This is a genomic window from Marinomonas posidonica IVIA-Po-181 (genome assembly GCF_000214215.1).
GTDB classification, from domain to species: domain Bacteria; phylum Pseudomonadota; class Gammaproteobacteria; order Pseudomonadales; family Marinomonadaceae; genus Marinomonas; species Marinomonas posidonica.
In genome coordinates this window covers 1222203-1246323 of the sequence record NC_015559.1, presented here as the reverse complement: position 1 = coordinate 1246323, position 24121 = coordinate 1222203, and the positions used below count along the sequence as shown (strand labels likewise).

Genomic DNA, 24121 nt, shown 5'->3' with positions numbered 1-24121 from the left:
GAGCCATTGACATGATCCTCTCTGTAGCAAGGACTGCTATATGCGTTTGCCTTCTTAGCCTTTCCCTAGAGAGTGCCTTGGTTTGTGCGGCCTCTTTGTATCCCGACTCGTTAAAAGATCAGTTACAAGACTCAGACCGAGATGGTGTCATTAACCCACGTGATTTATGCCCTAATACGCCTTCAGGCAGCGCCATCGATAATCAAGGCTGTGCGCTCACCAACACAGTGCATTATAACGTGCGTTTTCAGGCCCAGTTCGACACCAATCAATACCAACTCAATGACCACTTTCACTCTCAATTAGCAACACTTGCCGACACTCTTAACAAGCATCCTGACAGCCTTATTTACATAGAAGGTCATACCGACAGCCAAGGATCACCTCGCTATAATTTATTGCTTTCAAAGAAACGTGCCGATGCCCTTGCGGACCTTTTAATTACCCGCTTTCAGATAGCACCAAAACGTATTATTCCTCTGGGTTATGGTCAACAACGACCTATCGTCGCTGACGCCACGTCAGCCAGCAATCACCAAAACCGTCGTGTCATCGCTCGTATTTTAACGCCACTAAAGAATGACTTAATAGACTCTTGGCGCATGCCCTTCAGACTCAATCAATACCATTTATCTAAACGACAGAAACAGTTATTACAGCCGTTTATTTTGACACTGCTCCAACAGCCAGACAGTTTAGTCTTAATACAAGGGCACACAGATTCAAGTGGTCAGACTCAACACAATATGAGGCTATCTCAGCAACGCGCTGAGCAAGTCGCCGGTTACCTAGAAAAAGAGTATGTGATTGATGAGCAAAGAATCATGACTCAAGGGTATGGTGCAACACAGCCAATGGTCGATAATGACACGGCGCATCATCGTCAACAAAATCGACGAGTCAAGATCCGCTTGTTAGAAAGATTACAGGAAAGCAAACAAGTGACTCTGCCCAAATGGACCATTTGGAGTGTCGATGAGCTGGAAAATCCGGCTCAAACGAACTAATTGAAACGTCGTTCTCGCTCTTGTAGTGTCACATCGTAGTCAAAGTAATATTGGATCACAGCGCCAAGGTAATCATATTGTTTACCCGTTCGTACTATCACCCCAACACTGGCCATATCGCGATATTTTTTCGGCTGGTAATAACTTTCAAATCGCCAACCAGTATCCAAATTATTGTATTTTTCGCGATACAAAGAAAAACGTACGTTCTCCGATCGGTAATAACTTACGCCCAAACGCGAACTGGTAATGTTACTCAAGGTAGCTTGATTGGATTGGGTGTTTACCGCCAAAGTCACATTGCCAAGAAACATGTCCCCCATGAACTGCCCTATGACTTCGCGCTCACTTTTGACGTCCTCATCCATGGGCTCTAACTCACTCACACCTAAGCCAATGCCAAGACGACCATATTGATTATGGATAAACCAATTTGAGAAGAATTCAGACTGAGCAAAACTGTCCTTACTGGAACCCGTGATCAAATAATTACTGTTTAACAACACCTGGGTCGACAGGTAATCATTAATCGGGATATTTACTTTGAAGTCGATGTTTAGCAAAGATTTACGATCTAGCAATCCATAGCCCTGACCCACTGCGAAATTGGGCTTTTGCTCTTCCGCATAGGCCATACTGGAAAAGGTAAGTAATATGATTAAACTGCGCAACAACACCTGCTCTTCGCCTCCAGCAAATAAAGCCTCCAATCGTATATGGGCTGTATTGTGAAGATTTTCCCCATTAAGTGCCACCAAAACGTGGAAAATGTCGTCATATTTGCATTAAAAATGGTGGGAATGAATGACAAGTCTGGGATTCGGAAGCAAAGCCAAATATAATAAGCGCAAAGTCGATATGACGAATTCTTTTTTAGGTTTATAGGTTACATGGCAAAAAAACTCTTTATCCAAACTCATGGCTGTCAGATGAACGAATACGATTCTTCACGTATGGCCGACTTATTAGGCGAAAGTCATGAGATGGAGCTGACAGACAATGCAGACGAAGCAGATGTCCTGCTTCTTAACACCTGTTCGATTCGTGAAAAAGCGCAAGACAAGGTATTTCACCAACTTGGTCGCTGGAAGAAACTTAAACAGAAAAATCCTGATCTAGTGATTGGGGTTGGCGGTTGTGTGGCCAGCCAAGAAGGCGACAACATTCGTAAACGCGCCAAGCACGTGGATATGATTTTTGGCCCGCAAACCTTGCACAAACTGCCAGAAATGGTGAATGCCGCTGCCACACACATTCCCATTACCGATGTCACCTTCCCTGAAATCGAAAAGTTTGACCACTTGCCGGCACCACGTGTAGAAGGGGCCGAAGCCTTTGTTTCCATTATGGAAGGTTGCAGCAAATACTGTACTTTCTGTGTTGTACCTTACACCCGTGGTGAAGAAGTCAGCCGTCCTTTTGACAGCATTTTGTTGGAAGCGTCTCAGTTGGCAGAACAAGGTGTGCGTGAAATCCATTTGCTGGGTCAAAATGTCAACGCCTACCGTGGCGAAACTGAAGAAGGCGATGAAGCCGACTTGGCCGACGTGATTCACGCCGTGGCGCGCATCGATGGCATTGAGCGTATTCGTTTCACGACGTCGCACCCAGTGGAATTCACCGACAGTTTGATCGAAGCGTTTCGCACCGAGCCAAAACTGGTGAGTCATTTGCACTTACCAGTACAAAGTGGTGCCGACAACATTCTAAGCGCCATGAAACGCGGCCACGATCGTCAGTATTACATTGATAAAATTAACCGAATTAAAGACGCGCGCCCTGGCATCAGTTTATCGTCCGACTTCATTATCGGCTTCCCAGGTGAAACCGATGACGACTTTGTTGATACCATGAATCTGATCCAAGAAATTGGCTTTGATCACTCGTTCAGTTTTGTCTACAGTCAACGTCCTGGCACACCAGCCTCCGACCTGGCAGACGACACCCCTGAAGAGTTGAAAAAAGAGCGTTTGGCGATTTTACAACGTCGTATCAGTCAACAAGCGTTTGACATTAGCTTGGCCATGGTTGGCGAAGTGAAGCGTATTTTGATCAGTGGTTACTCACCGCGTGATCCTGGACAACTTCAAGGCCGTACGGAAAACAATCGGATTGTGAACTTCCGTGCGTCTGACCCACAATTAATTGGTAAATTTGCCGACGTTGTCATTACAGATGCTTACCCCAATTCCCTACTAGGTGAATTGATCAGCTCTGAACTCGACAACGACTTCGTCATTCAATAAGCACAGGTAGCCCTTGGAAACCACACAGACAACTCAACAAATTCGCTTAACACCAGCCAATGTCGATGCCTTGGCTGGCATGTGCGGCCAACTCGATGAAAACATCAAACTAATTGAAAAACGCCTTGAGGTCGAGATTCGCTATCGAGGCGAGTTATTCGACCTTTCTGGCGACAATGCTGAACACGTCATGGCTGCCAAAACCTTGTTGCAGAACCTATACCGTGAAGCATTAGCTAACCCACAAGTATCACCAGAAACGGTTCACCTGTATTTACAGGAGTCTGCCATTGAATCCCTGACCCGCAACAAACGCAGTCACAGTGATCAAGTGGTGATCAAAACCCGTAAAGCCTTCATCAAACCCAAAGGTCAAAACCAGCAAAATTATGTCACGCAAATTCGCAAACACGACATTAACTTTGGTATTGGCCCGGCTGGTACAGGTAAAACTTACCTTGCGGTAGCCTGTGCAGTAGAAGCTTTAGAAGCCGATCGGGTGGAACGCATCATGTTGGTTCGCCCTGCGGTGGAAGCCGGTGAGAAATTGGGCTTCCTACCAGGTGATTTATCACAAAAAATCGACCCATATTTACGCCCTTTGTACGATGCCTTGTACGAGATGCTGGGCTTTGAATTGGTCGACAAACTGATTGAAAAAAACGTCATTGAAATTGCTCCTTTGGCCTTCATGCGTGGTCGTACCCTAAACAACGCCTTTATCATTCTGGATGAAAGTCAAAACACCACACGTGAACAGATGAAGATGTTTTTGACGCGCATTGGATTTGGCTCAACGGCGGTGATTACAGGTGACCGAACTCAGGTGGACTTACCACGTGGCACGTCATCTGGTTTAGCACAAGCCATGCATGTATTAAAAGACGTCAAGGGCATCAGCATCACTACCTTCGGCTCGTCTGATGTGGTCCGCCATCCATTGGTTCAGCGTATTGTTGAAGCCTACGATAAGTTCGACGAAGAAACCGAAGCCGAAAAGAAAGCGCGCAATGAAGCCCGTGCAGCGGCGGCTCAAGCAGAACAGTCGAGCAAGGAAAGCTGATGCCAGATTTAGAACTCGACTTGCAAATTGCCACCGAACAAACAGATCAGCTTCCTAGTGAAGCTGACTTTCGCTTATGGGTTGCAAAAGCCTTACCCACCTCTGGTGAAGAATACGAAGTGACGATTCGCATCGTGGACGAAGAGGAAAGCCAGGCACTCAATCACGAATATCGTGGTAAAGACAAACCCACCAATGTTTTGTCGTTTCCTTTTGAGGCGCCACCTGGCATTGAGCTCCCCTTACTTGGCGATCTTGTGATTTGCCAACAAGTCGTTAGCAAAGAAGCCAATGAACAGCAAAAAGCCCTATTCGACCACTGGGCTCATATGACGATTCATGGCATCTTGCATTTACGTGGCTATGACCATATAAATGACGATGACGCTGAAGAAATGGAAAACTTAGAAACCGAATTATTGGCTTCTTTGTCGATTTCCGACCCTTATTTGATAAAAGAGAGTTAATCCCCTAATGAGCGATGACCGATCGAGCTTACACAACGATCAACATAAATCCTGGTTTGAGCGTTTCCTTCAAGCCTTTAATGATGAACCACGCAGCCGCACTGACATCATTCAACTTCTGGAAACCGCTGTGCAGTCTGACGTCATAGACCGCGATGCCTTCACCATTGTCGAAGGCGCTTTAGAAGTGTCTGAAGTACAGGCTCGAGACATCATGATTCCACCGTCGCAAATGGTGGTCATCAAATCTGAAGACGACCCCAAAACGTCGCTTCGCAAAGTCATTGATTCTTCTCACTCACGCTTCCCTGTGGTGGGTGAAGATTCGGACGAAATTTTAGGGGTTTTGCTCGCCAAAGACCTATTACCACTACTGTTCAAAGACGGCGACATCACCAACGAAGACATTTTAGCGCGTTTGCGTCCTGCCAACTTTATTCCGGAAAGTAAGCGTTTAAATGTCTTGCTTAACGACTTTCGAACCAAGCGCTACCACATGGCGCTGGTGCTTGATGAATACGGCAGTGTGTCTGGATTAGTGACCATTGAAGATGTGTTAGAGCAAATTGTTGGCGAGATCGAAGACGAAACCGACAAACTCGAACATGAAGGTATCCAAGTCACCAGTGAAGCAGGGGTGTATTTGGTGCCAGCACTGTGCACCATTGAGGACTTTAACGAGTTTTTCAAAGCCGAGCTTAACGAAGAAGAATTTGACACCGTTGGTGGCATTCTCGTGCAACAATTCGGTCATGTACCGCAACGTGATGAAACCATCAGTTTTGACCACTTCGATTTTCGAGTGGTGAAATCCGACGGTCGTCGCGTGAAAACCATCCAAGTATCAAAATCCGTTACCGAAGAGATGATAGACTAAGATGTCAGACATTCGCCCCGATTCAACCGATATAATGGCGGGGCGAATTCCTCGCTTTTTCTCAAATTTACCTCTATCAGCCGCCCTGCTCATTGGCGTGATCGCCGGTGCAATTGGTGTCACTAGCTTTGCCCCTTTCCATTTTTGGCCTGGCTATTTTATTAGTCTATTTTTCTACGCCATCTTGGTCATTACCAGTCCAACCGCCAAAATCGCATTATGGCGAGGCACGTCAGTTGCCTTTGGGGTATTTGCCTCTAGTGTGTCGTGGGTATTTGTCAGCATTGCTGAATACGGCCAAGTCGGCGATCTGATTGCCGCCTTGATCACCTTCTGTTTTATCGCCGTTTTAAGTGTCTTTTGGTCCTTTTCAGCTTGGTTAGGATGGCGCTTACAAAATAGCGTCAAAGCACTGCCAGCCACCTTTTGGGTAATGTTCAGCCTGTTGTTAGCCGAACTAGGTCGAAGTGTCTTATTTACTGGCTTCCCTTGGCTACTCCCCGGCTACGCGGTTGAAAATACTTGGCTTTTTGAGCTGTTACCGATTGGCGGCATTTGGCTCACCAGTTTTGTCGTGGTACTAACCGCGACAACCCTTGCCGGTTTAGTGTTACAGCAGCGTAATCAAATCATGCTAATGACAGTTGTGGTTTTGAGCTGGGGTGGCGCAGCCTACTTGAACTATTCCCCGACCCAATGGGTCACGCAAACCGGCACCTTGAAAACCACCTTGGTGCAAGGCAATGTAAAACAAGATGAAAAATGGTTAGCGCAAACAGCGTCCAGCTCATTGAAGTATTATCAACAAACCACACTCGCGCATTTAGACAGTGATTTGATCGTTTGGCCCGAAACCGCTGTGACCTATGCTTATTCGCAAATCAAACCCTATTTTGCGAATTTCAGTCAGCAATTGGCTGACAGCAAAACCACACTGATTACTGGCATTCCAGACGTCTTAAAAGGCGGTAGAGACTATTACAACGCCATTTGGGCAACCGGTGATGGCTTTGGCCTTTACTACAAAAAACATCTGGTACCCTTTGGTGAATATCTCCCCTTAGCCAATTACATTGGTCCTATTTTGGATATCTTCGGCATGCCCATGTCCAACTTTCAATCCGGCGATGACAATCAACCCGTGTTACAAGTGGGTGAATGGGGTATCGCCCCTTTCATTTGCTATGAAATCGTTTACCCTGAGCAGGTTCGTGAGATGGTACGTGACAGTGATCTGTTGATCACCATTAGTAATGATGGCTGGTTTGGCACGTCTTTCGGCCCTTGGCAGCACCTTCAAATTGCCCAGTTTCGAGCCAAAGAGACAGGCCGCTATGTGATTCGGGGCACCAACACAGGCATTACTGCAGTGATTAATGAACAGGGTGAGATTGTCGCTCAGGCCCCGCAGTTCCAACAAACCACATTAACCACGAACGCCAAAGCCTTTGCGGGCAGCACACCTTATGTGACATGGGGCGCTTGGCCAACACTAGCCTTAATGGCACTAGTGGCACTGTTTTGCTATCTCAACAGTCTTTTCCCCAAAACCGGTTCGGTTCGTCAGACAGCAAAAGAGCAAAGTGCATAATCACTTTGCTCTGAACAAGCCTAGTCGTGAGAAGACATCAAGCCATAATGACAGATCTCACATGCCGGTAATGCTTGCGCTTGTGTCAGCTCATTTAAGTGACCACAAGCCATGCAAGTGTAGACTCCAGCCTCTACCTGAGTTCCTGCCACATGACACTCTTCTAGAGGTACTGGGTTATTGTTGACGTGGTTAATAAGCCAAAGTAAGGCCGCATCTTCCTTATCATCCAGCTCTTCGACCAATTCGTGTCCACCGTCTAACACCAGATGCCAATTGGCATCCACCCAAGCTTCTGTGTAGCCCATTTTGTCGTGCCAATAAGCGGACATTAACGCCATATCTTCCAACAACCAATCTTTCGCACCTTGTAAGGTTTTCCGTGCCTCTTCGACTAAATTGGAATCCGAAGTGCTTTTTTGCGAATCTTTTTTCATAGATTTCATAACTCCTTCTCTATGCACCTTCTAATTAGAGCGCCATCTCTATAAAATAGCGGATATTTTCAGACTCTGTTGGCCTTTGCTCCCTAATCTTGAGCCAGGTCGTTATAATGCGGAACAATCACATATAAAGAGAATACAGGTCTACCAACCTCACGTCGATCATGGGAAATACATACATCATGCAAGAGCAATACAATCCGCAGCAAATCGAACAAGCTGCACAATCTTTTTGGGACGAAAACAAAGTCTTCAAAGCCGTCGCTGATTCCAATAAAGAGAAATTCTACTGCCTCTCCATGTTCCCTTACCCAAGTGGTCGACTCCACATGGGCCATGTTCGTAACTACACCATTGGCGATGTGATTTCTCGCTACCAACGCATGCAAGGCAAGAACGTTCTTCAACCTATGGGTTGGGACGCCTTTGGTTTGCCTGCTGAAAATGCGGCCATTAAGCACAAAACGGCGCCAGCAAAATGGACTACCGAAAACGTTGCCTACATGAAAGGTCAGCTTAAAGAGCTAGGTTTTGCCTATGATTGGGATCGCGAAATTGCAACCTGCACACCAGAATACTACAAATGGGAACAGTGGTTCTTTACTCAACTAATCGAAAAAGGCTTAGCCTACAAAAAAACCGCTGCGGTTAACTGGTGTCCTCATGACCAAACCGTTTTGGCCAATGAACAAGTGGAAGATGGCGGCTGCTGGCGTTGTGGTACCACAGTAGAGAAAAAAGAAATCTCTCAGTGGTTTATCCGCATAACCGATTACGCAGAAGAGTTGCTGAATGACTTGGATCAGTTGGACGACTGGCCAGAGAAAGTCAAAGCCATGCAACGTAACTGGATCGGCCGTTCTGAAGGCCTAGAATTCAGCTTCGAAGTAGAAGGCAAAGAAGATCGCTTGTCGGTTTACACCACACGCCCTGATACGGTTATGGGGGTCACCTATGTTGCTGTTGCCACACAACACCCATTGTCTTTAGAAGCCGCTGAAAGCAATGCTGAATTGGCCAATTTCATTGCTGAAAGCAAGCTGATGTCGACCACTGAAGCCGACATGGCCACCGTCGACAAAAAAGGCATAGACACTGGGTTTAAAGCCATTCACCCCATCACAGGTGAAGCCGTCCCCGTGTTTGCCGCTAACTTTGTGTTGATGGAATACGGTTCTGGTGCGGTGATGTCCGTTCCGGCTCACGATCAGCGTGATTTTGAATTTGCGAAAAAGTACGACTTGCCGATCAAGCAAGTAATTCAACCTGCTGGCGAGGAAACCGCAAACATCGAAACAGAGGCTTACACGGACAAAGGGGTACTGTGTAACTCAGGTGAGTTCGATGGTCTAGCCTTTAAAGAAGCCTTCGATGCCATTGCCGCTTGGATGACAGAACGTAACTTAGGTGAAGTAAAAGTTAACTACCGTCTACGCGACTGGGGAGTTAGCCGTCAACGTTACTGGGGAACACCAATTCCAACCATTAACTTAAAAGACGGCTCTGTTGTGCCTGTTCCAGCGGACCAATTGCCAGTAGAACTGCCAACCGACGTAGTCATGGATGGTGTGAACTCGCCAATCAAAAACAACCCTGATTTCTCTGCCATTATGTTTAATGGAGAAGAAGCAGAACGCGAAACCGATACCTTTGATACCTTCATGGAATCTTCTTGGTACTTCGCTCGTTACTGTTGCCCAGACGCAACCGATGCCATGTTAACGGAAGAAGCCAATTACTGGTTGCCGGTTGATCAGTATGTGGGTGGTGTAGAGCACGCGATTCTTCACCTACTTTACTCGCGCTTCTTCCATAAGTTGCTTCGTGATGCTGGTCTTGTGAACTCTGACGAACCATTCAAACGTCTGTTGACGCAAGGTATGGTTAATAAAGACGGCACTAAGATGTCTAAGTCCAAAGGCAACACGGTTGATCCACAAGAAATGATCGAAAAATACGGTGCCGACACGGTGCGTTTGTTCATCATGTTCAGTGCGCCACCAGAGCAGTCACTAGAGTGGAATGATGCCGGTGTGGACGGTGCATCACGCTTCTTACGCCGTTTGTGGGCGCTGTCGCTTCGTCATGTTAATGGTGGCAAAGCCGGTGACTTGAACATTGAAGCCCTTAACGGCGCGCAAAAAGCCTTGCGTCGTAAGACTCATGAAACCATTCAAAAAGTCACTGATGATATCGAACGTCGTCAAACCTTCAACACAGCCATTGCCGCTGTGATGGAACTGTGCAACGACATCAGTAAGTTTGAAGATTCGTCTGAACTTGGCCTAGCGGTTGAACGTGAAGCATTAGAAGCCACCATTTTATTGTTGTCTCCTATCGTACCTCACATCGCTCACCAACTTTGGATGGACCTAGGCAATACCAACATCGTCGATACCCCTTGGCCTTCTCTAGACGAAGCGGCCTTGGTAAAAGACGAGTTGACGATCGTGGTTCAAGTACTGGGCAAAAAACGCGCTGAATTAACCGTTTCAGCCAGTGCGGATAACAAAACCATTGAAACAGAAGCCTTAGCGCACCCTAATGTCACCAAGTTCCTTGAGGGCAAAACGGTACGCAAAGTGATCGTGGTACCCGGTCGTTTGGTCAACATTGTGGCAAACTAAGCAATGCATCTGGGATGGCCAACGGCCATCCCTATTTTTTAAACTCGCACAGAGATCATGGATATGACAGTCACTTTCAAACACTCTACTCGTCTCTTTATACTTGCCTTTTTTACTATGAGTCTAGTGGCCTGTGGTTTTCGTCTTGTAGGGTCCGTGCAAATTCCAGACAGACTCAAAGTACTGACCTTATCTTCCCAAAGTGGCTCAGATGATTTTGATCGTGCGTTACGTCTTGCCCTTTCTCAGCAGGGTGTCAGCATCATAGAGGCCTCTCAAGCCAATGCCGACACATTAGAATTAAAGGTTAATAAACTCAGTACCTCCGACACGGAATTAGCGCGCAACAGTTCCAACGATGTGTCTCAAGTCCAACGTCGTCTTACTGGTGCCTATTTCATTCGCCAAGCAGACGGAAAATCCTTATATGGTCCTCGTAACATCAGTACCGATAAGACCCTGGTAAACCAAGATGCGGAAGAAAGTGCCAAATTGTCTTACAACCAAGCGCAAATGAAAGACATGTATGCCGATCTGGCGAAACAACTTATGTACGACCTAGGATACGCTCCGCTGTAACCAGCGAGACAGCATACAAACGCCATGAAAGTTCGTGCCGATCAGCTTGCCGCTCAAGTACACAAAAACCTGGCCCCGATCTATATTATTTCAGGGGACGAGGTGTTGCTGTGCCAAGAAGCCGCTGACAGCATTCACAAAGCCGCTCAACATCATCAAATTGAAGAGCGTCTTAGGTTTGTCGCAGATGCTCAGTTTGATTGGCAAGATGTCATTGTTGAAAGCCAAAGTTTGTCCCTATTTTCTTCTCGTCGTTTATTCGATATTCAAATCGACAAAATGGCAGAAAAACACAGTAAAGCGTTAGCACAATTGGGCCAATCCCTAAGCGAAGACAATGTCATTTTGCTGACCTTGCCCAAAGTAGATGCCCGCACTCAAAAAGCCAAATGGTTTACCCAACTTGAGTCACAAGGGGTGTTTGTGCAGATTTGGCCAATTGATGGCAATCGCCTACCGGCTTGGGTACAACAAAGAGCGCAAGCCATTGATTTATCTTTATCTCGTGATGCGGCTGCCATCATCTGTGAACGAGGTGAAGGCAACCTTTTAGCCTTATCGCAAGAGCTGGAAAAACTTGCCTTGATGCATGGCACGGGTGCGAAAATCGATGCTGAAAAAGTCATCGACTCGGTGACAGACAGCAGTCGTTACTCGATTTATGATTTGAGTGATCGCCTGCTGATGGGAAAAACCAAAGAGGCCTTACACTGTCTTAATCAATTATTAGCCGAGGGGATTGAAAGCAACATTATTCTTTGGCTGATTAACCGCGAAGCCAACACCTTGGTTGGCTTATTACAGGCCATGGCATCAAGCAGTTTACGCCAAGCGTGTCAGAACCAAAGAATATGGGACAAGCGCATTCCGTTTTATGAAAGTGCCCTGTCTCGACACAATCAAGTTACCCTGCCCTACATGCAAAACTACCTCGCTTTGATGGATAAAAGCCTCAAAGGATTGGATGGTCCCGACCTTGAAATCGGCCTCAGAAACCTAGTCATGATGTTTTGCGGTTACAAACCCACCATGACAGAATTGGACTTACCACCTCAGTTTTAATCCGCACAACGCACAAACTGTAGAGCAATCTATAATAATGATAAAAAGACACAGAATAATGGAACGCCCGCTGCTTCCTTTATTTTGTTAGCCTGATATGATGCCCAGCATTAACCTAAGCATAAGATACGAATCCATGAACCTCGCTGACCTTTCAATAGACCAACCCGCTGAACACAGCATCGAACAACTGGATGTCTGGACAACGCCGCTGTTTGTTACGCAAATGCCAGATCATGAATTTCTGAAAGACGACTTGATGACGCTGATTTATCAGCAAAAAGCACAGCAACAGACCGCCATCGATAGCTTAGTTGCGCCCTCTGCGAAACACGCTTTGCACGAGAGTCAGTTGGACTTCCTTGATCAGCAGGATGCCACCTTGATGGAAACTAAACGCCAACTTGAAGAGTTAATATTAGAGGTCGCCACTGGGCTAAACCAAGCCCATTGGCCAGAGGACGCACAAGCGGATGCTCATATTATTGAATCTTGGTATCACGTTACAACCAAAGGCGGTTACCATGACGCCCATTCACATCCAAATTGCTCTTGGTGTGGCATCTATTATGTCGATCCAGGTGACGCTTCTCAGTCGAACATGGGCGGTGTGAATCGTTTTTATGATCCTCGTATCAATGCCGAACATTATGCCGATCCAGGCACAGCGTATTTAGGTCAACATGGCGTGTGGGATTTCACGCCGATAGAAGGGCAAATTGTGCTATTCCCTTCTTATTTAAAACATTCCGCCCTACCTTACTTTGGCGACAAAGATCGAGTAGTGATTGCTTTTAACAGTATGATTGAACTGTATTAATTGTCCTTTATAATCAATAAGAAAGCCCGTCGAGTTCGACGCACTCTACGGGTAAATCCATAAAGATTTTTGTTAAGTTTTTATGCAATGATTCACAAGCAAAGGGGTTTTGTAGTAATTTAACAAAATACTATTTACCTTCTTGGGGAGCGTTATGCATTATCCGTTTGATCAACTTAGTGGCACGGAACGTTACCACCTGATCACTCAAACTGTGATACCCAGACCCATTGCTTGGATCATGACCAAGAATGAAGACAGTTCCTTTAACCTTGCCCCGTTTTCTTACTTCACATCTCTTTCATCTGATCCGGCTTTACTGGTGGTCTCAATTGGTAATAAGAACCCGAAAATCTTAAAAGATACCAAGCGTAATTTACTCCGCGAAAAGGAATGTGTTTTGCATATTCCCAGTGGCGAACTAATAGAGGAAGTCAATGAAAGTGCTGCCAGCCTTTCTTACGGGGAATCTGAAATCTCTAAAACTGGACTCGAACTGACAGAGTTTGTGCCAAACTTACCTCGTATAAAAGCAGCGAAAGTCGCCTTTCATTGCCGTTTGTTTGACGTTCATAGCTTAGCGGGAACCCGTTTTGAAGCCGTGTATCTGGAAATACTAAAGCTATACGTTGAGGACGAACTCATTCAACAAAAAGGCGAACGCACCTATGTGAATAGTAAGTCGCTCAATCCACTCGCGCGACTGGGTGGAAATGATTATGCCTTGTTAGGCGAGACCATGACGATTAAACGTCCTGATTAGGGCAATACTGATTAGAGGTAATAATAATGGACGTAACAAAACAGTTAAGTGCTTTTTCATTCATGGCCGATTTAGACCCAGAATTGCATTCATCTCTTGCGGATCTGGCCAGTATCAGAAGCTTAAAGGCCGGTGAAGTCTTAGCCAAACAATTCGAAATTGGGCAAAATATCTATTTTCTATTATCGGGCGAAGTATCCATTTCCGTGCCATTACAAGACTCAGGAAAATCTTACAAGGTCGGCACCATCAGCCAGCTATTATCCCCTATTGGCTGGTCTGCGTTTCGTCACCCTTCTCGTTATGCAACGACCTTTACGGCCACCAAATCCTCTAAACTCTTGGTTTGGCCATTAGTCAAATTGCAAAAGCTATTGGACAGCAATTTACCTTTTGCCAATGCCTTCTTGCAATTTGTCTATCAAGAATCTTTACCAGTATTAACCAATATTCAAAACCAGACTCGCCCTTTCTTTTCCAATGAATCACTGTCATTTGAAGAAACGCGTCCGTTGGTTCAGGCAGAAACACAAACCCATGCTCTAAAAGACGCAATCGGACTGCTTAGCTATGCACCATTTTGTGACACCTTTACCCAAGCGGATATCCATGCCTTAGCCAAAAAATCCACCATCTTGTTAGCTCACCAAGGCGATATCCTGTGTCAGCAAGATCAACCATCGGATGGTCTCTACTTTTTAATCAAGGGTAAGGTGGTAGTAAGCTATCAAACCGATTCAGGCGACATCATTACCACTCGTTCTATTTCGAGGGCGGGAACCGTGTTAGCTTGGTCGACCCCTAACGCTCAACTGAAAAATCGTACCTCCATCATTTCATCAAGAGACAGCAGCATCCTATACATCAAACAAGATGATTTAATGACGCTGTTTCAAGACAACATCAAGTTTTCCGTCAAGTACATGTATCGTTTAATCTGGCTAGTGGGCGCACATTTGCTAGCGGCTCGTATGCGCTATCTATCACAAATCGCTAACGATGAAGTGCTTGCAGTCAGCAATGTTATTGAGCAAAACGCCGCTCTTTTACCCGTCAGTTCACCGCTCTACAAAGTCAGCGAATTGTTAAAAAGCGCCATTACCACGGACGAAGCATTTGGCATCATGTACAAGTGCCTGCATTTTGGCAGTGTCCTAGAAAGAACCATCTCAGGCATGTGTTTGGACATCTTAAAAGATTTACAACGGGAGAATGCCTTCTATCGTCAATTGCAGACCGCCTATGACGGCATTAACAGTTTACCCATGGATACCCCTGCTCTGGACGCCAGACGGTTCGGGACTGAGTATTTCAAACAGGCTTTCCAACAAGTACCTTACGTGATCAAAGGTCTGGAAAATCTTCCAAAAAAAGCCGGTTCTATCTTCATCTACAACCATTTACTTGGCTCAGCAACCAATCGATTGCCGAATGGCTTTCGTTTTTCCATGGATGCTCAGTTCATCAGCTCCATGGTCATTGATAACGAGTATGGCATTTCAGGCCAACGGGTTGTTCGTCGTAGTAAAGACAGCGAATTTTGGCGTGATAACTTCTATGAAAAATTCGGCAATATTTTTATCAGTAGCTGGGAAGGATTAAGCCGCGAGACACCAGAATACGATGACTTTATTCAGGCGTCTCAAACCACCCTAAAACAAAACTTCCCGCTGATGATTTCACCAGAAGGGCAAAGCTTTAATACCCAACATTCTCCTGGGACCTTCTTACCTCATGCATTTGAAATTGCTGGTTCCATGGGGGAGGACGAGCCATGGATAGTACCCATTGCTGTGGCAAACTTTGACAAACGCGCCGACCACAATATTTATACTGTGGTCATCAAACCCGCCTTTAAATTGTCAAGCCGAGTGGACTATACCGACAAAGCCGCACTGGATGCTTTTTTGATAGAGTATCAGCAGGAATACAAAGGTTATGTAAACGAAGCCGTCGAATTGTCGCAAGAAATTAGACAGTATCCGATTTTCAGCGCAAAAAGTGGTTATCGTTCCAATGTCATGAGTCTAAACCAGATTGATGTGGAATTTGAATCTGACGTACGTCAGCTGGAATTCCATCTGTCTCATCAAGAATATGCAGACCAGCCTGTGGCCTTCTATGGGTCGTCTACCATGCGATTGTGGCACGACTTTGATGAGCAATTCCGTGACAAAGATGGCATTAACCTAGGCTTTGGTGGCGCGACCTTAGAAGCTTGCCTGTATTACTTTGAACGCATTGTATTGCCCCACAAACCGCGTTCATTAGTCATCTACGCTGGTGACAACGACATCGGCAATCATTGTGACAGTAATCGGGTGATTGAACTCTATATTGAGCTATTACAGAAAGTAGATCGCTATATGGCGGGCACACCGGTCACGCTGATTAGCATAAAATGCAGTCCGACCCGTGAAAAAATGCGCGATGTGATTGAGCAAACCAACCGACAAATTGAACGCTTAGCGCAAACGCGTCCAAACACTCAATATGTTGATTTGTTCTCCACGCTGCTGGATAAGAATAACCTGATCAAAGAGACCTTATTTGAAGGAGATCGTCTGCATTTGGCGCCCAAAGCCTATGAGTTATGGAGCAAAAAGCTACTAGAGAATGCGGACTTTATTTTCCAGAGCAAATAGCCTGTAGCAGCATAATAAAAAAACGCTCAGTCATCACATGGTGAACTGAGCGTTTTTTTCTGCATGAAATTCACATCAGCATGACCAACTGGCCACTTAAAAAATTCCTGATACGACTTTGGCACCCAATAAGATCAATAAACTGCCCATCCCTCGGTCAACCCATACAATATGACGTTTTAACCAAGCCAATACGGGACCACCTGCCAACAACAAGGCGACAATCACATACCAACTACTGTCGATAAACACCACGGTAGACCAAAGTTGGAGCTTGATCATGCTTGTCATCTCATGGGGAATCACTTGACTAAATAATGCTAAGAAAAACAACGCCGCTTTCGGGTTCATTAACGCAATCAACAAGCCATCACGGGCCGCTTCAAAGTAGGAAGAAGACACCAGCTCAATACTGTCATCGCTCGACATACCTGCGTAGCGCCAAGCCTTAATCCCCAACCAAGCAAGATACAATCCCCCCAATACAGTTAACACTGAGAATACGTCTTGATATTGCTGCATCAATACCGCTAGGCCTTGTAAGGTTAAAAAGGCCCAAAATCCAATGCCTAAGCCATGAGCAATCGCGGCCAATGCACCATGCCAAGCAGACTGAGAAACAGAAATGCGAAGAATCACCGCCAGACTCGGACCAGGAGATAAAGCGCCCATGACACAAATCACCGCCAAAGATAACCAACTGGCTAAATCCATTTTTTCACCTTGTACACCGAGTTTGTAGTTTAAGACGCTATTCTAGCGAAGCCATGGTCAAAAAACGACGTGCATTTTGTATTCAAAAATTAAAAAATCGTGTTGACCTTTCACTCAAAAAACGTCAGGATAAAATGACTTTTTACAAAGCGATCTATTTTATCTTATGAACTTAACTGTCTTGAATAAACGCAACGGCGATAAACGTAAAGCATACAAGCTTTGCGATGCTGACGTGCGTATTTAAGATTTCATTATTACCCGGCAGCATTCTCGCTGACGGTGTATCCCCTCGCTCAAGCAGCAAATACTCTCAGCAAGAATGTCCACCGGTACAAACGAGGCAAAAACATGTTTCACGGTGCAATTACGGCTTTAATTACCCCATTTCGTGATGGTCAATTAGACGAAGAAGCGTTACGAAAAATCGTTCGTTGGCAGATTGATCAAGGCATCAACGGCTTAGTGCCGGTTGGTACGACAGGTGAATCCCCGACTTTAAGCGAGCACGAACACAAGCGCGTTATTGAAATCACTGTGCAAGAAGCCAACAAAGCCGTCCCTATCTTAGCAGGCGCTGGCTCAAACAACCCAGTCGAAGCTGTCACCTACTCTGATTATGCTTATCAGGCCGGAGCAGATGCGACACTTCATGTGGCGGGGTATTACAACCGTCCAAATCAAGCGGGATTGTACGAGCATTTCAAATACGTGCACGACAACAGCAAATTACCGATTATCCTCTACAATATTCCACCTCGTTCGATTGTCGGACTGGAGGTCGACACCATGGCAAAACTGGCTGAGCTGCCTAGAATCATCGGCGTAAAAGATGCCACAGGTGACCTGACTCGTCCGATTCGTGAACGCGCCCTCATCAACAAAACCTTTAACTACCTAAGTGGTGATGATGTGACCAGTGTTGCATACAACATTGGTGGTGGTAATGGCTGTATTTCCGTTACCGCTAACATAGCGCCTAAGTTAATGGCCGAACTGCACGACTTGTGTCGTCAGGGGAAATTTGTCGAAGCGGCACAATTACAAGACAAACTGTTCGCTTTACACAGTGCCTTATTCATCGAGCCAAACCCAGCGGGACCAAAATACGCCATGTCTTTGCTTGGCTTATGCACGGAAGAGTGCCGCCTGCCGATTGTTGCTTTACAAGCCAGTACTAAGGCCACTATAAAAGCAGCCATGGAAGCGATTAACCTAATTTAAACACTCACCGAGATAGGCCCGAAGTCACGAGCCGCCCAAAAACAAAAAAGCCTGCAAATTGCAGGCTTTTTAATGTCACCGACTTTTTAACCGTTCGAACGAGAAGGCAATCGATTATTCTTGAACGTCCATGTATTTGTTGGCCCAAACACGGTTTTCGTCCAATGTTGAATAACGTGTTGAAAGTTCAGACGCATTCAACTTACCTTCAGCGATGCCTCGTTGTTCACGAAGGCAGTCATAAGTGGCTTTAATGGCCGCGAAATACGCTGCGTGACCATTCACCACAATGCGCACGCCGTTGGCTGCAAGACGATCTCTGTCAGCCAATTCGGGGTTTCCATAAGCCACCAGCATGACAGGAATATCAATGTGCTGGGTAATCTCTTCAAGGTGTGCAAAATCACGAATACCAACCATACAGATGCCATCAACACCAACCGCTTGGTAGGCTTTCACTCGTTCAATGGTTTGCTCTGTTGTTAGCTGGCCTGCATTAGTACGTGCGATGATGCTCATCGCAGGATCAATTCGTGCATCTAACGCCGCTTTCAATTTGCCCACGGCTTCTTCCAGTGGGATCAAATCCGTTGATTTATGACCGTATTTTGCCGGCAATAAGGTATCTTCAATGGTCAACGCCGCCACACCAGCACGTTCTAATTCAACAATCGTACGAATCACGTTTAATGCATTACCATAACCATGGTCAGCATCGGCAATGATTGGCAGACGAGCCACACGACCAATACGTGTCGCCTGTTCAGTAAACTCGCTTAGGGTAATCAAGGCAAAGTCAGGCGCCGCTAATACTTGTAATGAGGCAACCGAGCCACCCAAGATGCCCACTTCGAAACCTAAATCTTCAGCAATACGAGCTGACATAGGGTCAAAAGTAGAAGCGGTGTAATAACATTTACCACTTTGTAGTAGCTTACGAAAATCATTACGCAAATCGTGCTGCGAAGGTGTTGCCATTAGAGTTACTCCTAAAAAACGGTCACTAACTGAGATTGCGCAGCATTATACAGAGCTTATGATTTTGCTTCACCTCTATCGAACCGTTTGGTTAGGTTTTGAAAGTAAATTACAACATTTTTGCCTTAATCAGCACTTAATTAGATTAAGATCAGTTTTTAAGCAGTGATTTCCGTGACACAACTGATCTCAAGGGCTAACATAACCAGCCTAGCATTCCTCTATGCGTCTATTCTTGTCTTCAATATTTTTGATAATAATAAGGTTCTCAAATGAACGCTTGGTATCTCATTTGCTTTCTTTCGGCTTTAGCGGTTTTTATCGCTTTTACGAACCAATATGTCCTAAAAATGCAAACCACCATCGCCATCACAACAGGCTCGGTGGTTATTTCACTACTTTTGATCCTAGCGGTGAAAATGCTTGGCGATCAAACCGCCCTGTTCATTACACAGGTGGTGGCGGGGATAGATTTTAATCAACTGCTTCTCAAAGGCATGCTGGGCTTCCTTCTTTTTGCTGGTGCATTAGAAATCGATCTAACGGCTCTGCGCAAACAACGCTGGGAAATTACCATTCTGGTACTCTTTTCAACCTTGGTTTCAACCTTGATTGTTGGCTACCTTAGTTTCTATATTTTTGGCATGCTGAACTTCCCTGTGCCATTGATCTATTGCTTATTGTTCGGTGCCCTGATCAGCCCAACAGACCCGATTGCTGTATTGGCCATCATAAAACAAATGAGTGCACCACAAGGCATTTCCATTCAAGTAGAAGGGGAATCGTTATTTAATGATGGAGTTGGCTTAGTCATCTTCACTACCATTTTTTCAGTCGCATTTTACGGGACGGAAGCGCATTTCGTGGATGTGGCGGAACTCTTCCTGGTCGATGCGATTGGCGGCATTGTATTTGGTTTAGTCATTGCCGTGGTTGGCCACTTTGTCATTATTAACTGTAAAGACATTAATATTCGCTTACTGGTGACTTTAACCATCCCATCCGCTGGGTTTGCCCTAGCAAACATCTGGGAAATTTCTGGCGCGCTGGCCATGGTAACCAGTGGTATTTTGTTGGGTAACATCACCCGCCAGAAAGCCATTAAACGTCGTGGCCCAGACGGCACCCGTTATGTGAAAGACTTCTGGCACGCTACAGATAGTTTTTTAAACGCCTTGCTTTTCCTCATCATTGGTATGCTCATCGTCACCATGCCATTCTCATGGGAAGTCATTGGACTTGGTTTAATTATGATTCCAGTAGTGTTGTTCGCGCGCTTTATCAGCGTGGGTAGCCCTTATTTAATCTTCAAACGATTCCGTCACTACGATAAGCATTCGATCAAAATTCTGACTTGGGGTGGACTCCGTGGCGGTCTTGCCTTGGCAATGGCTGCGGCAATTCCTTCTGGAGAAATTATGATTAAAGGGTTTGATCTACATGATTTAATCGTCATCATCACCTATGTGGTGGTTATTTTTTCCATCATAGTGCAAGGTTTAACCATTTCACCTTTGATTCAAAGAAGCATTGAAGCGGCTAAACATAAAACAGATAATTAACGCACAAATAAGAAAGGCCGAAAGGCCTTTTTTATTACTCTTAATAAAGGGTAAACAACTGATACAAATGGTTAAATTTATTACATTGACGTTAGATTAGGATTTGATTCAAAATACATTTTTGATGACTAAGAAGGATCTTAAGCCATGCAAATTCCCCCTAAGAGAATTCTTGACCAAGCAAGGTTAAGCAAACGTAATAATGTAAAAATACTGGGGAAAGGCGAAAAAGTCATGATATTGGCACATGGTTTTGGCTCTAATCAAACCATGTGGCGCTTTCTTCTACCGAAGCTAAAAAGACACTATAAAATAGTACTATTCGATTATGTTGGTAGTGGTTTATCAGACTGTCGGGCATATCAAGAAAACCGTTACGATTGCTTAGATGGCTATGCACAAGACATCATTGAAATTTGCGATGCTTTCAATCTCCAAGACTGTATTTTTGTCGGCCACTCCATCAGCGCTACCGTTGGCTGGATTATTAATAAACAACGGCCTGATCTGATTTCTCATCACATTATGGTATGCCCATCGCCCTGCTTTATCAACATAGATGACAGCTATTCAGGCGGTTTTGATATGGCAGACTTAAATGCCTTGATTGAGCTGATGAGTCAAGATTATCTAGGTTGGGGACAATGCTTGGCCCCTATGGTTATGGGGCACGAATTATCCGTTGATGTCACCCAATCGAGTGAAGAAGAGCCTATGGTTTGGGAGCTCCTGAACAGTTTTTGCGCAACGGATGTGACCTTTTCTTTACCCTTTGCCAAAGCCTGTTTTTGCTCGGATAACCGACACCTCTTAAAGCACATCAACCGACCTAGTTTAATCTTGCAGAGTTCAAACGATTTATTAGTGAACTTAGAGGTCGCTGAGTTCATGGCACGAGAAATCCCCAATAACCGTTTAGACATTATAGAAAGTAAGGGACATTGCTTACATATGACTCACCCAGCGAATGTCATAGAGAGTATAAAGCGCTTTTTAGAGGAAAATTAAGATCCGCTCTCTTGTCTGATAACCGCTCTTTTTTGAATGGTCGCTCTCGGCTGATAGTCACTCTCGATGAACTGCAAACAATGTACCTTCTTTATAATAACCAAGTAACTCTCGAATAGTCATTTGGGTCACTTGGTTATTGTAATAAGAGGCTTCTGCGGCCGTCCCGTTTTTAAGATCTTTGCGTACACCCCGTTTGCCATCATAGGCGTGAGAACTGCTTTTTAGAGCAATCTGATTGCCTTCTACAGTGAGCACAATCATGGTGCCGTACTTGTAAATAGGATCTTCATTCTGAAAAATTTTCGAGAAATCAACCGAGTAGATATCATTCACCCTGGGTGTTTCTATATAGCCTAACGTCTTGCTTTCTTGTTCTTGCTGAAAGTAATCGTTCGCCAAAAATACACAAGGCACAATTACCGCCCATACTTCGATGGGGAGAAATAAAAAGGTATGAGCAGGAGGACGTGTTTTTTTACCGGTTTCTGAATGCACTCGCCATATCCGATCACGCACATTCAGCCATAAGCCAATAGCGGCGACAAACAAGGCGACAGCGACCAGCGAAAAGACTTTCACCCAGCGATTCTGCTGATAGAAATCTTCCCCCATCACGCCATCGATGAGCATTTGAACATCCACAAAGGCAGCGACAAAAATGACGGGAGCAAGCCAACCAAGTCCTTTCCAGATCGGTAACATTTTATCTTCCTTCAAAACGCCTTTGGCTCTTTATTAAATTTTAATTTCAAAACAATTACAAGGTACGTTTCTTTATCATAAGTTCCTAACCGATTAGCTATTGATAAGTTATAAAATTTGTCTAAAATCGCCACATATTCAACTTTAGACTAGGATTATTTATGACTGCAATCACCATTCTAGATGGCGGCATGGGCCGTGAACTTGAACGTCTTGGCGCGCCCTTTAAACAGCCAGAATGGTCTGCCCTTGCCCTAATGGAAGCACCAGAAACCGTAAAAGCCGTTCACCAGTCTTTTATTAACAGCGGTTCTCAGGTGATCACCACGAACAGTTATTCTCTTGTGCCTTTTCACATAGGCGAAGACGTGTTTCAACAACGCGCCCGTGAACTGACTCACTTATCTGGCAAACTGGCTCGTGAAGCCGCGGATGAAGCTGACCATAAAGTACAAGTAGCAGCGTCTGTTGCGCCTTTATTTGGCTCTTACCGTGCCGACCTGTATCAAGCTGATCGCGTCACCGAAATCGCCACGCCCATTATTGAAGAGCTGGCCCCATTCGCTGATCTATGGTTATTAGAAACCCAATGCTTAATGGATGAATCCAGCCGTGTCATCGCTTTAATCGAACAAATCGACACCGCTAAAAAGCCTATTTGGGTATCCTTTACACTAGAAGATTCAGAGCAAACGGCAGAACCCATTTTACGTTCTGGTGAAACCGTCATAGACGCGGTTAAAGCCATGCAAAAACTGGGGGTCGACGCAATTCTATTTAATTGCAGCCAACCTGAAATCATTGGTGAAGCCATTGAATTGACTCACAATGTCTTGGGTGAACTGGGCGCGAATACGATCCAGATCGGCGCTTACGCCAACGCCTTCCCACCAACACCAAAAGATGCCACCGCGAATGATGGCTTGGATGAGTTACGTGAAGACCTAACCCCACCAGCCTACCTGACTTGGGTTCAGCAATGGCAAACCAAAGGCGCAAGCTTAATTGGTGGATGTTGTGGCATTGGGCCCGAGCACATTCTCGCCATCAAAGAATACACTCAAAACCACTGATTTTGAGCCAGAAAAGTAGGGTAAGTGACGTACTCACCCTACTTTTTTATGATTTTATGGGGTGTTTAGTTCTGCCGCAATCTGCTTCGCCATAGGATCCACCACTTGATTGATCCAATTACTGGCCAATGTTTGAGTCAAGGTCGCGTAACCGTCAGATCGGAGATAATCTGAGACATCAAACACTTGGGTATTCAGTATCTTCCCTTCCGCTGACATTAATTGCCAGCGACCAGTAATGTTCACTCTACCTTGTAAATCCGCATAGAACCTATCCACCTCTATGTTCAGTTGGGCGATGGCGTAACTTGGTAAACGCTGTCTGGCATACCAAGAAATATTTGTCAGGGACTTCTCAAACCTTTGTTGAGTTAATCGTGTTAATTGTGGCGCGAGAGGTTCTGCCCATAAATGACTTTGCGAACGATGCACGCCACCACTCTTTGATACCAAGACAATCTCATTACCAGACAAATAATTCGCCACCACGACCGGCATCATTTGGATCTGCATTGGCGCGGTTGGTATGGCGTCCACCTTGTCACTTGAACTGTCGATCAAAAGGTATTCATAACTTAGTGGCGTTTGGCTCGCACAGCCCATCAATACACCAGCAATCAGACTTAAGACCATTATTCTTACTAACATAAACAGCTTTAACCTTTTA

Annotated in this window: 22 protein-coding genes; 16 read left to right on the top strand and 6 right to left on the bottom strand. The window is 45.3% G+C overall.

The genetic code is table 11. The features are described 5' to 3' along the window. The first annotated feature begins 11 nt into the window (after positions 1-11). Positions 12-1007, top strand: a complete 996-nt coding sequence (locus tag MAR181_RS18045) for an OmpA family protein (RefSeq protein WP_013795678.1) — start codon at positions 12-14, stop codon at positions 1005-1007. Here MAR181_RS18045 and MAR181_RS05835 read toward each other — a convergent pair. Beyond that, entirely contained in the window at positions 1004-1684 is a 681-nt protein-coding gene (locus tag MAR181_RS05835) for a hypothetical protein (RefSeq protein ID WP_013795677.1), read from the bottom strand. The genes MAR181_RS18045 and MAR181_RS05835 overlap by 4 nt on opposite strands. 213 nt (positions 1685-1897) lie before the next feature. On the opposite strand from MAR181_RS05835, the gene miaB reads away from it, so the two are divergent. The 5 genes from miaB to lnt are packed head-to-tail and all read left to right on the top strand — an operon-like array spanning position 1898 to position 7251. Further along, positions 1898-3253 carry a tRNA (N6-isopentenyl adenosine(37)-C2)-methylthiotransferase MiaB gene (gene miaB, locus MAR181_RS05830; RefSeq protein ID WP_013795676.1) on the top strand — a complete coding sequence of 452 codons (1356 nt, stop codon included), beginning with the start codon at positions 1898-1900 and terminating at the stop codon, positions 3251-3253. A 13-nt stretch (positions 3254-3266) separates the two neighbouring features. Beyond that, entirely contained in the window at positions 3267-4316 is a 1050-nt protein-coding gene (locus tag MAR181_RS05825) for a PhoH family protein (protein WP_013795675.1), read from the top strand. Beyond that, positions 4316-4783 carry an rRNA maturation RNase YbeY gene (gene ybeY, locus MAR181_RS05820; RefSeq protein WP_013795674.1) on the top strand — a complete coding sequence of 156 codons (468 nt, stop codon included), beginning with the start codon at positions 4316-4318 and terminating at the stop codon, positions 4781-4783. The genes MAR181_RS05825 and ybeY overlap by 1 nt, the downstream gene beginning before the upstream one ends. Positions 4784-4790: 7 nt before the next feature. Further along, positions 4791-5660: a CorC family transporter gene (locus tag MAR181_RS05815; protein WP_013795673.1), complete on the top strand. Its 870-nt coding sequence runs from the start codon at positions 4791-4793 to the stop codon at positions 5658-5660. Position 5661: 1 nt separating this feature from the next. After that, positions 5662-7251 (top strand): apolipoprotein N-acyltransferase, encoded by a 1590-nt coding sequence (gene lnt, locus MAR181_RS05810; RefSeq protein ID WP_013795672.1) that lies wholly within the window; start codon positions 5662-5664, stop codon positions 7249-7251. A 20-nt stretch (positions 7252-7271) separates the two neighbouring features. On the opposite strand, the gene MAR181_RS05805 is transcribed toward lnt, so the two are convergent. Further along, positions 7272-7688, bottom strand: coding sequence for a zinc ribbon-containing protein (locus tag MAR181_RS05805; RefSeq protein WP_013795671.1), 417 nt, complete (start codon positions 7686-7688; stop codon positions 7272-7274). A 188-nt stretch (positions 7689-7876) separates the two neighbouring features. Between MAR181_RS05805 and leuS the strand changes: the two genes are divergently transcribed. From leuS to MAR181_RS05775, 6 genes are all read left to right on the top strand, one after another. Continuing rightward, positions 7877-10321: a leucine--tRNA ligase gene (gene leuS / locus MAR181_RS05800; protein ID WP_013795670.1), complete on the top strand. Its 2445-nt coding sequence runs from the start codon at positions 7877-7879 to the stop codon at positions 10319-10321. 63 nt (positions 10322-10384) lie between these two features. Then, positions 10385-10900 (top strand): LPS-assembly lipoprotein LptE, encoded by a 516-nt coding sequence (locus MAR181_RS05795; RefSeq protein ID WP_013795669.1) that lies wholly within the window; start codon positions 10385-10387, stop codon positions 10898-10900. Positions 10901-10924: 24 nt separating this feature from the next. Then, positions 10925-11962 (top strand): DNA polymerase III subunit delta, encoded by a 1038-nt coding sequence (gene holA, locus MAR181_RS05790; protein WP_013795668.1) that lies wholly within the window; start codon positions 10925-10927, stop codon positions 11960-11962. Between the two features lie 136 nt (positions 11963-12098). Continuing rightward, a complete protein-coding gene (locus MAR181_RS05785) occupies positions 12099-12782 on the top strand; it encodes a TIGR02466 family protein (protein WP_013795667.1) in 684 nt (227 codons plus the stop codon). A 154-nt stretch (positions 12783-12936) separates the two neighbouring features. Beyond that, on the top strand, positions 12937-13545 hold the full coding sequence (locus MAR181_RS05780) for a flavin reductase family protein (protein WP_013795666.1): 609 nt from the start codon (positions 12937-12939) through the stop codon (positions 13543-13545). Positions 13546-13571: 26 nt separating this feature from the next. Then, positions 13572-16190, top strand: coding sequence for a cyclic nucleotide-binding domain-containing protein (locus MAR181_RS05775; protein ID WP_013795665.1), 2619 nt, complete (start codon positions 13572-13574; stop codon positions 16188-16190). Between the two features lie 96 nt (positions 16191-16286). On the opposite strand, the gene MAR181_RS05770 is transcribed toward MAR181_RS05775, so the two are convergent. Beyond that, complete coding sequence (locus MAR181_RS05770; RefSeq protein WP_013795664.1) at positions 16287-16904, bottom strand: LysE family translocator; 618 nt, start codon at positions 16902-16904, stop codon at positions 16287-16289. Between the two features lie 351 nt (positions 16905-17255). On the opposite strand from MAR181_RS05770, the gene dapA reads away from it, so the two are divergent. After that, positions 17256-18128 (top strand): 4-hydroxy-tetrahydrodipicolinate synthase, encoded by an 873-nt coding sequence (gene dapA / locus MAR181_RS05765; RefSeq protein ID WP_013795663.1) that lies wholly within the window; start codon positions 17256-17258, stop codon positions 18126-18128. Positions 18129-18242: 114 nt separating this feature from the next. On the opposite strand, the gene MAR181_RS05760 is transcribed toward dapA, so the two are convergent. Beyond that, positions 18243-19106 carry an isocitrate lyase/PEP mutase family protein gene (locus MAR181_RS05760; RefSeq protein WP_013795662.1) on the bottom strand — a complete coding sequence of 288 codons (864 nt, stop codon included), beginning with the start codon at positions 19104-19106 and terminating at the stop codon, positions 18243-18245. A gap of 272 nt (positions 19107-19378) precedes the next feature. Here MAR181_RS05760 and MAR181_RS05755 point away from each other — a divergent pair, with 272 nt between their 5' ends. After that, positions 19379-20668, top strand: a complete 1290-nt coding sequence (locus MAR181_RS05755; protein WP_013795661.1) for a cation:proton antiporter — start codon at positions 19379-19381, stop codon at positions 20666-20668. Positions 20669-20815: 147 nt separating this feature from the next. Then, positions 20816-21676, top strand: coding sequence for an alpha/beta fold hydrolase (locus MAR181_RS05750; RefSeq protein ID WP_013795660.1), 861 nt, complete (start codon positions 20816-20818; stop codon positions 21674-21676). A 57-nt stretch (positions 21677-21733) separates the two neighbouring features. On the opposite strand, the gene MAR181_RS05745 is transcribed toward MAR181_RS05750, so the two are convergent. Then, positions 21734-22381 carry a hypothetical protein gene (locus MAR181_RS05745; RefSeq protein ID WP_013795659.1) on the bottom strand — a complete coding sequence of 216 codons (648 nt, stop codon included), beginning with the start codon at positions 22379-22381 and terminating at the stop codon, positions 21734-21736. 161 nt (positions 22382-22542) lie between these two features. Here MAR181_RS05745 and MAR181_RS05740 point away from each other — a divergent pair, with 161 nt between their 5' ends. Further along, entirely contained in the window at positions 22543-23454 is a 912-nt protein-coding gene (locus MAR181_RS05740; protein WP_013795658.1) for a homocysteine S-methyltransferase family protein, read from the top strand. A gap of 54 nt (positions 23455-23508) precedes the next feature. On the opposite strand, the gene MAR181_RS05735 is transcribed toward MAR181_RS05740, so the two are convergent. Then, positions 23509-24102: a PqiC family protein gene (locus MAR181_RS05735; RefSeq protein WP_013795657.1), complete on the bottom strand. Its 594-nt coding sequence runs from the start codon at positions 24100-24102 to the stop codon at positions 23509-23511. Positions 24103-24121 lie beyond the last annotated feature (19 nt).